This is a genomic window from Stutzerimonas sp. (genome assembly GCF_982611455.1).
Window position 1 is genome coordinate 17,593 of record NZ_CEXBBO010000027.1, and the last position, 12,541, is coordinate 30,133.

Annotated in this window: 10 protein-coding genes; 5 read left to right on the top strand and 5 right to left on the bottom strand. The window is 60.9% G+C overall.

Going from position 1 to position 12,541, the window contains the following annotated elements; all coding sequences use genetic code 11:
* Positions 1 to 13 precede the first annotated feature (13 nt).
* The 3 genes from gudD to kdgD form a co-directional block, all read right to left on the bottom strand.
* Positions 14 to 1,357: a glucarate dehydratase gene (gene gudD / locus AC2LD7_RS15850; protein ID WP_484598689.1), complete on the bottom strand. Its 1,344-nt coding sequence runs from the start codon at positions 1,355 to 1,357 to the stop codon at positions 14 to 16.
* Between the two features lie 130 nt (positions 1,358 to 1,487).
* Positions 1,488 to 2,930 (bottom strand): aldehyde dehydrogenase family protein, encoded by a 1,443-nt coding sequence (locus tag AC2LD7_RS15855; protein WP_484598690.1) that lies wholly within the window; start codon positions 2,928 to 2,930, stop codon positions 1,488 to 1,490.
* 100 nt (positions 2,931 to 3,030) lie between these two features.
* On the bottom strand, positions 3,031 to 3,942 hold the full coding sequence (gene kdgD, locus AC2LD7_RS15860; RefSeq protein ID WP_484598691.1) for a 5-dehydro-4-deoxyglucarate dehydratase: 912 nt from the start codon (positions 3,940 to 3,942) through the stop codon (positions 3,031 to 3,033).
* Between the two features lie 627 nt (positions 3,943 to 4,569).
* Between kdgD and AC2LD7_RS15865 the strand changes: the two genes are divergently transcribed.
* The 4 genes from AC2LD7_RS15865 (at position 4,570) to AC2LD7_RS15880 (ending at position 9,093) form a co-directional block, all read left to right on the top strand.
* Positions 4,570 to 5,964 carry an enolase C-terminal domain-like protein gene (locus AC2LD7_RS15865; protein ID WP_484598692.1) on the top strand — a complete coding sequence of 465 codons (1,395 nt, stop codon included), beginning with the start codon at positions 4,570 to 4,572 and terminating at the stop codon, positions 5,962 to 5,964.
* A gap of 72 nt (positions 5,965 to 6,036) precedes the next feature.
* On the top strand, positions 6,037 to 7,005 hold the full coding sequence (locus tag AC2LD7_RS15870; protein ID WP_484598693.1) for a tripartite tricarboxylate transporter substrate binding protein: 969 nt from the start codon (positions 6,037 to 6,039) through the stop codon (positions 7,003 to 7,005).
* 68 nt (positions 7,006 to 7,073) lie between these two features.
* Positions 7,074 to 7,562: a tripartite tricarboxylate transporter TctB family protein gene (locus AC2LD7_RS15875; RefSeq protein ID WP_484598694.1), complete on the top strand. Its 489-nt coding sequence runs from the start codon at positions 7,074 to 7,076 to the stop codon at positions 7,560 to 7,562.
* 10 nt (positions 7,563 to 7,572) lie between these two features.
* Positions 7,573 to 9,093, top strand: coding sequence for a tripartite tricarboxylate transporter permease (locus AC2LD7_RS15880; RefSeq protein ID WP_484598695.1), 1,521 nt, complete (start codon positions 7,573 to 7,575; stop codon positions 9,091 to 9,093).
* 76 nt (positions 9,094 to 9,169) lie between these two features.
* Here AC2LD7_RS15880 and AC2LD7_RS15885 read toward each other — a convergent pair whose 3' ends face one another.
* Positions 9,170 to 10,312, bottom strand: a complete 1,143-nt coding sequence (locus AC2LD7_RS15885) for an L-talarate/galactarate dehydratase (RefSeq protein ID WP_484598696.1) — start codon at positions 10,310 to 10,312, stop codon at positions 9,170 to 9,172.
* A 106-nt stretch (positions 10,313 to 10,418) separates the two neighbouring features.
* Between AC2LD7_RS15885 and AC2LD7_RS15890 the strand changes: the two genes are divergently transcribed.
* The gene (locus AC2LD7_RS15890) at positions 10,419 to 11,324 is read left to right on the top strand and encodes a LysR substrate-binding domain-containing protein (RefSeq protein ID WP_484598697.1); all 906 of its coding nucleotides are present in this window, start codon (positions 10,419 to 10,421) and stop codon (positions 11,322 to 11,324) included.
* Here AC2LD7_RS15890 and AC2LD7_RS15895 read toward each other — a convergent pair.
* The gene (locus AC2LD7_RS15895) at positions 11,312 to 12,469 is read right to left on the bottom strand and encodes an L-talarate/galactarate dehydratase (protein WP_484598698.1); all 1,158 of its coding nucleotides are present in this window, start codon (positions 12,467 to 12,469) and stop codon (positions 11,312 to 11,314) included. The two genes, AC2LD7_RS15890 and AC2LD7_RS15895, sit on opposite strands and share 13 nt — an antisense overlap.
* Between the last annotated feature and the right edge of the window lie 72 nt (positions 12,470 to 12,541).

The window sequence follows — 12,541 nt, forward strand, 5'->3', positions numbered from 1 at the left end:
ACGGTAGGGTGAATCAACGCACCATGCATGGCCGCTTGTTGTTGAACGTCCATTCGGCGATCAGGTACTGCATGGCGATGGCGTCGTCACGTGCGCCCAGGCCTTTTTCAAGGTACAGCTCGTGAGCCTTTTGCAGCGCATCCCGATCCAGCTCAACACCCAGCCCCGGCTTCGCCGGTACGGCGACTTTACCGCCCACGATCTGCAGCGGCTCACGGGTCAGATATTGACCGTCCTGCCAGATCCAGTGGGTATCGATCGCAGTGATCTTGCCCGGTGCGGCGGCTGCGACGTGAGTGAACATCGCCAGCGAAATGTCGAAGTGGTTGTTGGAATGCGAGCCCCAGGTCAGGCCCCAGTCATGGCACATCTGAGCCACGCGCACCGAACCGCTCATGGTCCAGAAGTGTGGATCGGCAAGCGGAATGTCCACGGACTGCAGTTGGATCGTGTGACCCATCTGCCGCCAGTCGGTGGCGATCATGTTGGTGGCGGTCGGTAGCCCCGTGGCGCGGCGGAACTCAGCCATCACTTCACGCCCGGAATAACCGTTCTCGGCGCCGCAGGGATCTTCGGCGTAGGCCAGCACGCCGTGGAGGTCCTTGCACAGATCGATGGCTTCGGCCAACGACCAGGCCCCGTTGGGGTCGAGGGTGATGCGTGCATCGGGAAAGCGCTCAGCCAGCGCACGGATCGCCTTGACCTCTTCGCTGCCCTGCAGCACGCCGCCTTTGAGTTTGAAGTCTTTGAAGCCATAACGCGCGTAGGCGGCTTCGGCCTGACGCACGACCGTCTCCGGCGTCAGCGCTTCTTCGTTGCGCACGCGGAACCAATCGTCCGAATCGCTCGATTCGTCGCGGTAACCGAGGTCGGTCTTGTTGCGGTCGGCGATATAGAACAGGTAGCCGAGCATCTCGACTTCGTCGCGCTGTTGGCCGTCACCGAGCAGTGCTGCAACCGGCACGCCGAGGTGCTGGCCGAGCAGGTCGAGCATGGCCGATTCCAGCGCGGTAATGGCGTGGATGGCAATGCGCAGATCAAAGGTCTGCAGGCCGCGGCCACCGGAGTCACGATCGGCGAACGCCTTGCGCGCCTGATTCAGCAGGCCGTTGTAGTTGCCGACCGACTGGCCAACGAGGATGGCGCGAGCGTCTTCAAGCGTCTGACGAATCGACTCGCCACCGGGGACTTCGCCGACACCTGTATTGCCGGCGCTGTCCTTGAGAATGAGGATGTTGCGGGTGAAATACGGACCATGTGCGCCACTCAGATTGAGCAGCATGCTGTCCTGACCGGCGACCGGAACCACTTGTAGTTCGGTAATTACCGGAGCGCCTTGATGCACTGGGTTGTTCATACGCCTCTCTCTATTGTTCTTATGGTCCGACTGTTCTTATGGAACGACTGCGGAAAAACGTAACGAGCCGGCTGAAGGCACGATCCGGTCGAATTCGCCGAATCGCGCCGTATGCCGAGCGCAGCTCTAATCAGCCGATGTAGGTAGTCTTCACCGTGGTGTAGAACTCCTGCGCATAGCGCCCCTGCTCGCGCGGACCGTAAGACGACCCTTTGCGACCGCCGAACGGCACGTGGTAATCGACACCTGCGGTCGGCAGGTTGACCATCACCATGCCCGCCTGTGAGTGGCGCTTGAAGTGGCTGGCGTGCTTCAGCGAGGTGGTGCAGATGCCCGCCGACAGACCGAACTCGGTGTCGTTGGCCATCGCCAGCGCTTCGTCGTAGTCCTTGACGCGAACCACGTTGGCCACCGGACCGAAGATTTCCTCACGGCTGATGCGCATGTCGGCTGTGCTGTCGACAAACAGTGTTGGAGCCAGGTAGTAGCCTTCGGTGCCGCAGCTGACACGTTCGCCGCCGCAGGCGAGGCGTGCACCCTCTTCCTTGCCGAGCGCGATGTAACTCAGGTCCTGATCCAGCTGCGCCTGAGAAACCACGGGGCCGACATCGACGCCCTTTTCCAGTGCCGAGCCGACCTTGATTTTCTTGATCCGCTCGATCATGGCCTCGACGAAGCGATCGTAGATGCCTTCGGTCACGATGATCCGGCTGGACGCCGTGCAGCGCTGGCCGGTGGAGTAGAACGCGCTCTGGGTAGCGAGTTCGACGGCTACGTTAAGGTCGGCGTCATCCAGGATGATCTGCGGATTCTTGCCGCCCATCTCCAGCTGTACTTTGGCACCACGGTTGACGCAGGTGTTGGCGATGCCGCGGCCAACGCCTACCGAGCCGGTGAAGCTGACGCCGTCGACGCGCTTGTCGTTGACGATGGCTTCGCCGACTTCACGGCCCTTGCCCATCACCAGGTTGAACACGCCAGCGGGGAAGCCGGAGCGGGAAATGATCTCGGCGATCGCCCAGGCGCAGCCCGGAACCAGATCAGCCGGTTTGATCACCACGCAGTTGCCGTAGGCCAGCGCCGGAGCAATCTTCCACGCCGGAATGGCGATCGGGAAGTTCCAGGGTGTGATCAGGCCAATGACGCCCAGCGGCTCGCGAGTGACTTCGACGCTCACGCCCGGACGCACGGATTGCAACGTCTCGCCGGCCTGGCGCAGGCATTCGCCGGCAAAGTATTTGAAGATGTTGCCAGCGCGAGCGACTTCGCCGATCGCTTCGGGCAGGGTCTTGCCTTCTTCACGGGCCAGCAGCGCTCCGAGTTCTTCGCGACGAGCAAGGATTTCCAGACCGACTTTCTCCAGCGCATCGGCGCGTGCCTGAATGCCGGAAGTCGACCAAGCGGGGAATGCCTTGCGGGCGGCGGCGATGGCGGCTTCAACCTGCGTGGCATCAGCCTGGGCGTATTCACCGACCACATCCGAAAGGTCGGACGGATTGATATTGGCCTGGTAGTTCTTGCCAGCTACCCACTGGCCATCGATGTAGTTGTCGTAACGTTGTGCGTCTGCCACGGGACTCTCTCCTTCGTGATGTCCGCCGGCAGAGGCGCGTCCGAAGGGACGGCCACCTGCATCTCGGCGGTTGGGGCGAGTGATAGGTCGGGCCGGACCGTTATTGGCCGCCTTGCTTCTTGATCAGCGCGGCGAGCGCTTCGTATTCGTCAGGCAACAGATCGGTCAGCGGCGCACGTACCGGGCCGGCGTCATAGCCAGCGATGCGTGCACCGGCCTTGACGATGCTGACCGCGTAACCCTTGCGACGGTTGCGGATGTCGAGGTACGGCAGGAAGAAATCGTCGATCAGCTTGCCAACGGTCTCGTGGTCGTCACGGGCAATAGCCTTGTAGAAATCCATTGCCGTCTTGGGAATGAAGTTGAACACGGCCGACGAATAAACCGGGACGCCGAGCGCCTTGTAGGCGGCTGCGTAGACTTCGGCGGTGGGCAGGCCGCCCAGGTAGGTCAGGCGCTCGCCGAGGCGACGGCGAATGGAAACCATCAGCTCGATGTCACCCAGACCGTCCTTGTAGCCCACTAGATTCGGGCAACGCTCGGCCAGTTGCTCAAGCAGCGGCGCGGTCAGACGGCAGACGTTGCGGTTATAGACCACAACGCCGATGTTGACCGATTTGCAGACTTCTTCGACATGCCTGGCAACGCCTTCCTGACTGGCTTCAGTCAGGTAATGCGGCAGCAAAAGCAAGCCCTTCGCACCCAGACGCTCGGCTTCCTGTGCGTAGGCGATGGCCTGACGGGTCGGGCCGCCGACGCCAGCAAGAATCGGCACTTGGCCTGCGCAGGTATCGACGGCGGTCTTGATGACATCCGGATATTCCTGAGGTGTCAGCGAGAAGAACTCGCCAGTGCCGCCCGCGGCGAAAAGCGCCGTTGCGCCATAGGGCGCCAACCATTCCAGTCGCTTGATATAGCCGGCACGGCTGAAGTCGCCCTGTTGGTCAAAATCGGTGACCGGGAAAGACAGCAGACCAGAAGAGAGGATGGCCTTCAGTTCTTGTGGGTTCATTGTTCGAGCATCCTGTGAAGCTATCGGTATATGGAAATAGGGCCGCAGCCTTGTAGATACGTTATCGTACAACATTGAGAGATGCCACCTGTTTTGTTCAAGATTTTCTCGTCAACAGATGGCCATGCCTACAAAGCATCGAAACGCCCTTCTAATAAATACTGGCGAACTGATTCAGGACAAGAAGCGAAACAAGATCATTACCAGACGGTCATACAGGGCGATTTCCATACATTAGTCATTTGACATCCACCATCGCCACTGATAAAAATTCCACCTAGTCATACGACAACGTATGACAGCAAAACAACCAGAGCTAAAAAGCCATGATTTTTCCGCGCTTTACTTGCGCCCCGCAGCGCAAACCCTACTCGCTCTGTGCGCCCATGCAGGTGAGCCATCATGCGTTTGCGCCCGTCTCGATGAACTCTGTCGCCCGCATCGAACAGTACCAAGGCTACATAAGCCGCATCCTCAGAATACAAACACGCCTACAGCATCCTTCCATCCGAGGTTCAAGGCAGCGCGACTTTTTCACTACTACGGCAAAAAGGGCGCTGGCCGCCCTGTCCATGCCGCGCAACTGACAACCCTCGCTCACAACAATAAGCAGGAGCAAGACAGCAGATGCTAGATGCAAAGACGGCGACACCGGTAGTAAAGGAGATGCAAGTCATACCGGTAGCGGGCTATGACAGCATGCTGCTCAACCTCTGCGGCGCTCATGCCCCTTATTTCACTCGTAACCTGGTCATTCTGAAGGACAGCGCCGGGCGCACCGGCATCGGTGAAGTGCCGGGCGGCGAAGGCATCCGCCAAGCGCTCGAACGTACCAAGGGTCTGGTGATTGGCCAGCCGATAGGTCGCTACAACGGTGTACTGAATGCGTTGCGCCGCGCCATCGCCGGCGGCTCGGCGAAGGGTCCGCAGGCTACTCAGCATGAGGTCACGTCTGAAGCGGAAGCCGCCGTGCTGAAGCAACCGCACGAGATCAACCTGCGGCTGGACAACGTCATCACTGCGGTCGAGGCCGCCCTCCTCGATCTGCTCGGCCAGCATCTCGACGTGCCTGTGGCGGAGCTGCTCGGCAGCGGCCAGCAGCGCAATAGCGTGCCGATGCTGGCGTATCTCTTCTATATAGGTGATCGCACTCGCACCGACCTGCCCTATCTGGCCGGTACCGGTTCGGCCGATGACTGGTACCACCTCCGCCATCAGCAAGCAGTCACCCCAGCCTCCATCGTACGGCTTGCCGAAGCCGCCACGGCGCGCTACGGATTCAAGGACTTCAAACTCAAGGGCGGCGTGATGCGCGGCAGCGAAGAGATGCAGGCGATTGCCGGCATCAAGGCGCGCTTCCCGGATTCACGCGTCACGCTGGACCCTAACGGCGCATGGTCGCTGGCCGAGGCCGTCGAGTTGTGCAAAGGCCAAGGGCACGTCCTGTCCTACGCCGAAGATCCTTGCGGACCGGAAAACGGCTACTCCGGCCGCGAGATCATGGCCGAGTTCAAGCGCGCCACTGGCATTCCGACCGCCACCAACATGGTCGCCACCGACTGGCGGCAGATGGGTCATTCGCTGCGCCTAGAGGCAGTCGACATCCCGCTGGCCGACCCGCATTTCTGGACCATGCAAGGCTCGGTACGGCTGGCGCAGATGTGCGAGCAGTTCGGCCTGACCTGGGGTTCGCATTCGAACAACCACTTCGACGTCTCGCTGGCGATGTTCACCCATGCCGCGGCCGCCGCGCCGGGCAACATCACCGCCATCGACACCCATTGGATCTGGCAAGAAGGCCAGGAGCGCCTGACCCGCGAACCGCTGCAGATCGTTGGCGGCGAGGTGCAGGTACCGAACAAGCCCGGCCTCGGCATCGAACCGGACATGGATCGAATCGCTACCGCGCACGAGCTTTACAACAAGGTCGCCACCGGCGCCCGAGACGATGCCATGGCCATGCAGTACCTGGTCCCTGGCTGGAAATACGATCCCAAGCAACCCAGCCTGGGTCGTCCCTAACATCAAACGTGAGCTACAACCAGAACGATAAAACGAAGCGCCGCAACCCCAACCACCGAGAGAGACTTAACAATGAAAAAAGCAATTTGCGCCTCCCTTGTGTCCGCTGTATTGGCAACTGCCGTCAGCAGCGCGTTTGCCGCTGAGACCGAATGGCCCACTCGCCCGGTACAAGTCGTGGTCATTGCCAACGCTGGCGGTGATACCGACTTCAACGCCCGCACCATGGCCAAGTACTTCACCAAGATCACCGGCGAAGCGATGGTCATTACCAACGTCGCCGGTGGCGGCGGCACCCTGGCTGCCGAGCAGGTTAAGCAGGCCGATCCTGACGGCAACACCATCCTCTTCACCCACACTGGGCAGCTAATCGTCAACGAAGTGGCGGGACTGACCGAAGACAGCCTCGATGCCTTCGATATCTGCTGCATCGCCGGCGTGGACAAAGGCACCGTGTTCGTCGCATCGAAGGAATCGGGGCTTACTTCGCTGAAAGACCTGATCTCGAAATCCAAGGCCGAACCGAGCAGCGTGACCTATGGCACCGAGATGGGTAGCTACTCGCACCTGCAGGGCCTGATGTTCGAAGGGTTGACCGACACCAAGCTGAAGATGGTCGATGCCGGCACGGTATCCGAGAAAGTTGTCGCTCTGCTGGGTAACCGTATCGACCTCGCCGCGATCAGCTACGGCTCGGTTCAGGATTACGTCACCAGCGGCGAGATGGTCGCCCTCGGCCAGCCCAACGACGAACGCAACCCACTACTCGGCGACGTACCGACCTTCAAAGAGCAAGGCGTCGACTTCGTCATGGAGAAGCCTTACGTAGTGGCGTTTCCGGACGGCACCGATCCGGCGATCATCGAAAAGATGGCAGGCATCGTGAAGCAGATCACCGAGACGCCTGAGTACGAGGAAGAGCTGCGCAAGACCTTCAAGCAACCGGTCAGCTACTTCGGTACCGATGCTTCCATCGACCGCCTGAAGAACACCCGTGAGCAGTTCATGGAATACAAGGACGATCTGCGCCAGAGCAAGTAAGCCTGCGACACATTGCCGGGCGCAGTCGCTGCGCCCGGCAGCCTTTCTTCTGAATCGAGAGCCGTCCCATGGATACCTACAAGAGAAAGGAGTTACTGGTCGGAGCCCTGATGCTGGGCGCCGGCCTGTTCTACCTGTTCCTGACCATCAACCTTCCGCGCAAAGGCTTCATTGACGCTTCTACCGTTCCCTATGTGCTGTCGATCGGGCTGTGTCTGCTTGGCGTGCTGCAGCTGGTGACTGCGACCAAAGCGATTCAACCTCCGGCTGATCCAGACGTGGACGCCGAGCCGTCCGACAACACACCGCCGGACTACCCCACCGTGTTCAAAACGCTGGGACTGATCGCCGTGTACGTCGCCCTGCTGCAGAAGGTCGGCTTCCCGCTCATGACAGTGCTCTATCTGTATGCACAGTTCATCGTGATCACGCCCCGCGAGCGCAAGATCAACCACATCGCTTATATCGTTATCGCGGTGGTGTCATCGGCCTTCATTTTCGTCACCTTCCGCCAGGGCTTCGATCTGATGCTCCCGACCGGCTTTTTGAAATTCTAGGAGACGGATCATGATCGAACTTTTTCAGACCGGTTTCGGCGCCGTATTCTCGCCCTATATTTTCATTCTGATCACCCTTGGCGTGGCGGTCGGCATCGTCTTCGGCGCGGTACCGGGATTGTCGGCGACGATGGCCATCGCGCTCTGTCTGCCACTCACCTACACGATGGGCCCCGCTGCCGGGCTGTCGCTGCTGGTCGCGTTGTTCGTTGGCGCCACGTCGGGTGGCCTGATTTCGGCGATTCTGTTGAAGATCCCAGGGACTCCCGCCTCCATCGCCACGACGTTCGATGGCGGACCGATGATGGAAAAGGGCGAAGGCATGAAGGCCCTCGGGCTGGGCGTGGTGTTCTCCTTTCTCGGCACCATTTTCAGCATCGTCGCCCTGCTTTCCATTGCACCCTGGCTGGCCAAAGTCGCGTTGCGCTTCGGGCCGCATGAATACTTCGCTATCGCGATTTTCTCGCTGACGTTGATCGCGACGCTGTCGACGGGCTCGCTGCTCAAAGGCATCTATGCCGGCGTACTGGGTTTCGCATTCTCCACCGTGGGCATCGCGCCGGTCGATGCGATCCGCCGTTTCACCTTCGATTCACCCAGCCTCAATGGCGGCTTCGCCATGCTCACGGTGATGATCGGTATGTTCGCGGTAGCGGAAGTGATCAAGATCGCCGAAACCGGCCGCGCAGCGCACAAGAGCAAGATCGCCTCGGTGAGCACGAAGAACGTCAAGGGCTTCGGCTTCTCCATGAAGGAATTCGTCGGCCAGCTCCCCAATGCGTTCCGTTCGGGCCTGATCGGTATCGGTATCGGCATTCTGCCGGGTATTGGCGCAGGCACCTCTAACATCGTCTCCTACATCGTTGCGAAGAAACGCTCGAAGCATCCCGAGCTATTCGGCAAGGGTGCCCCCGAGGGCGTGGTCGCCAGCGAAACCGCCAACAATGCCGGCATTGGCAGCGCCATGATCCCGCTGATGACCCTCGGCATTCCGGGCGACACCGTCACCGCGATTCTGCTCGGCGGCTTCATGATTCATGGCATCCAACCCGGACCGCTGCTGTTCATCAGCCAGGGCCCGCTGGTCTACACCATCTTCGCTGCGCTGATTCTGGCATCGGTGATGATGTTGCTGATGGAGTTCTATGGACTGCGGATTTTCATCAAGCTACTGGAGGTACCCAAGCACATTCTGTTGCCGATCATCTTGGTGCTGTGCGTGGTGGGTGCGTTCGGCCTGAGCAGCCGTGTGTTCGATGTCTGGACGATATTGTTGTTCGGTCTGATCGGTTACGGATTCGTCAAAGGCGGGATGCCTGCGGCGCCCTTCATCATCGGCTTCATCTTGGGGCCTATGGCGGAAACCAATCTGCGCCGCGGCCTGATGCTGTCGGATGGTCATTTTATGGGCTTTCTCACCAACCCGATCTCGGCCAGCTTCCTGTTCCTGGCGTTGGCCTCGGTGGGCTGGCATCTGGTCAGTGCGCTGCGTCACCGCAAAAGTGTCATAGCCAAATTACAGAGCACCTAAACGCGAAACGCCCGCTCGTTGCTGCGATTGGGCGCCTCGTTCGATCACTGACCGCGCCTTTGGCGCGGTCGTTCGTTCAGGGGCGCTTGCCGATTTCGCACCGTGCCTGCGTCCAGCCCGCAATCTGCTCATGCAGGCTCAGCCCCAATCCGGGACGGTCCGGCACGATCATCTGCCCGTCACGTATCTCCAGCCGCTCGTTGAAAGCCGGCTCTAGCCACTCGAAGTGCTCGACCCACGTCTGATGTTCGTAGGCAGCGGCCAGATGCAGATGAATCTCCATGACGAAGTGCGGGGCCATGATCATGCCGCGCTGCTCCGCTGCATTCGCGACCTTGAGGAATGGCGTAATGCCGCCCAGCCGCGGAGCATCGTGCATGATGACATCTACCGCGCCGCTATCGACATAGCCCAGCGCTTCGGCGGCGCTGGTGAGCATTTCACCGGTGCCCACCGGCGTGTCCAGCTGAGCGGCGAGCGCGGCATGCCCGACCACATCATGAGCGTCCAGCGGCTCCTCGATCCACTCCAACTGGTATTGCTCCAGCTCACGCCCCATGCGCAACGCGGTGATCCGGTCCCATTGCTGATTGACGTCGACCATCAGCGGGACCTCATCGCCCAGATGCTTGCGCAAGGCGTCGACGCGTTGAAGGTCCGCTCGCCGATCGGGCTGACCGACCTTCATCTTTATGCCGCCGATACCCCGCTCCCGCGATTGGGTCGCCTTGTCGACAATCTCCTCGATAGACGCCTGCAGGTAACCGCCCGACGTGTTGTAACAAGGTACCGCACTGCGACGCGCGCCCAGGAACTTGGATAGCGGCAGCGCGGCACGCCGTGCCTTGAGATCCCATAGCGCCGTGTCGATAGCTGCGATCGCCTGTGCGGCGACGCCGCCACGCCCGACCGACGCGCTGGCCCAGATCATCTTGCTCCAGAGTCGGGCGATGTCGTTGGGGTCCTCACCGATCAGCAGCGGCGCAATCTCCCGGGCATGAGCGTATTGCGCCGGCCCACCTGTACGCAGGCTGTAACTGAACCCAAGGCCGGAATGCCCCTGGCTGGTTTCGATCTCTGCAAACAGCAGGCTGACCGACTCGAGCGGTTTCTGTCGTCCGGTCGCCACCTTGGCGTCACTCACCGCCTGCGACAGCGGCAACTCTACCAAGCGCAGGCCAATCCAAGTGATGCGGTCAGGGATGTACGGATTCATCATGTGCTTCTCCAGAACAGGCGCTGCAAGGCCGGAACGGCATGATGGACGGCTAGATTGATACAGGTCTAATCTAATCAGCCACTCGATTGATACCGGAAATGGATCAATGTTCGACTTAGCCCAACTGCGCTGCTTCACCGCGCTGGCCGCAGAACTGAACTTCCGTCGCGCCGCCGAGCGCCTGCATATGACTCAGCCGCCGTTGAGCCGGCAAATTCAGCTGCTGGAGCATCAGTTGGGCGTTGCCCTGTTCAACCGCAGCACCCGCACGGTGGTATTGACGGCCGCGGGTCGCGCCTTCTTCGTCGAAGCTCAGGCACTGCTCGAACAGGCCCACCGGGCGGCACAGACTGCACGCCTGATTGCTTTGGGGGAAAGCGGGACTGTGAGCATCGGCTTCGTCGCCAGCGCGGTTTACGACTTTCTGCCTCGGGTGGTGGCACAGGCCAGGCGCGACCGCCCCGGTGTGCAAATTGCCTTGCAGGAAATGACGACCTTTGACCAACTGCAAGCCCTGCATACCCGACGCATCGACTTGGCGATCGTGCGCGCACCTCTGAATCAGCCAGGGCTGATCAACGAATGTCTGGTGCGCGAACCCTTCATTCTGGCCGTGCCCTGCGAGCACCCGCTGGCAACGCAGGAACCGCTTGGACTTGCTGCCTTGCATGGCCAACCGTTCATTATTTACTCGCATGCGGCCTGGCAGCCGTTCAACGAACTGCTCACCGGCATGTTCCGCTCCAGCGGCGTGCAACCGGACTATGTGCAGTCGCTCGGCACTACCCTGACCATCCTGTCCTTGGTCAACGCCGACATGGGTCTGGCGCTAGTGCCGCGCAGCGCCAGTGCGGTGAGCTTCGAGCGAGTGCGCTGGCGATCTCTCGAACTGCCAATGGGAGTGCACAGCGAGCTGCACCTGGTCTGGCGCGAAGACAACGACAATCCCGCCGTTGCCGCGCTTCGCGATGCGGTGCGCCACTCGGCCAGCGAAACCACTCAGACGCGCTGACCCACCTCAGCCTGCTGCACCGTCCAGCCGGCTACCCGTTCGCTCAGGCTCAACCCCAGACCGGGCCGGCTTGGCACCTGCATGCGCCCGTCGCGAATCTCCAGGCGCTCCTCGAACAACGGCTCCAGCCATTCGAAATGCTCGACCCAAGGCTCGTGAATATGGGTCGCCGCCAAGTGCACGTGCAGCTCCATGGCGAAGTGCGGCGCCAGGGTCATGCCGGCCTGCTCGGCCAAGGTCTGTATCCGCATATAGGGGGTGATACCGCCCACGCGCGGAGCATCCGGCATCAAGAAATCAGCAGCACGCTGGCGAATGAATTCCCAGTGCTCAGCCGGGCTGGTGAGCATCTCGCCGGTGGCGATCGGCGTATCGAACTGGCGCACCAGCTCGGCGTGCCCCTCGGCGTCGTAGCAGTCCAGCGGCTCCTCGATCCACGCCAGATCGAACGGCTCCAGGCGCCGACACATACGGCGGGCAGTCGGCCGGTCCCATTGCTGGTTGGCATCGACCATCAGCGGGAACGCCTCGCCCAAGTGCTGGCGCACCGCACCGACCCGATGCAGGTCCAGCGCCCAGTCGGGCTGACCGACTTTGAGCTTGATACCGCCGATACCTTTCTCTCGCGACAGATCGGTGTTCTTTAACAGCTGATCCAGCGGCGTATGCAAAAAACCGCCAGAGGTGTTGTAACAGCGCACCGAATCGCGCTGAGCGCCGAGCAAACGCGCCAGTGACAACCCGGCACGGCGTGCTTTGAGGTCCCACAGGGCGACGTCGAAAGCGCCGATGGCCTGGGTGGCCAAGCCGCTGCGACCCACCGAAGCGCCAGCCCAGCACAGTTTGTCCCACAGCTTGGAAATATCGCTGGGGTTCTCACCGATCAGGTTGGGCGCAACCTCCAAGGCATGGGCAAAATGTCCGGCACCACCGGCGCGCTTGGAATAGCTGAAACCCAGCCCCTGGTGGCCGTCGCGGGTTTCGATCTCGGCTATCAGAATGGCGATCTCGGTCATCGGCTTCTGTCGGCCGGTAAGCACCTTTGCATCGCTGATAGGGTTGGCTAGCGGCAGTGCAACCGAGCGCAGGCGCAGCCAGGCGATACGGTCGTCATCAGCACAGATCATGGCAGGCTTGTCATTCATAAAACCTCCTGGTGATAGAACTCAACGACCTGCTCGAGCGAACCATGACGCGCAATCACAGGCCTTCGAAAA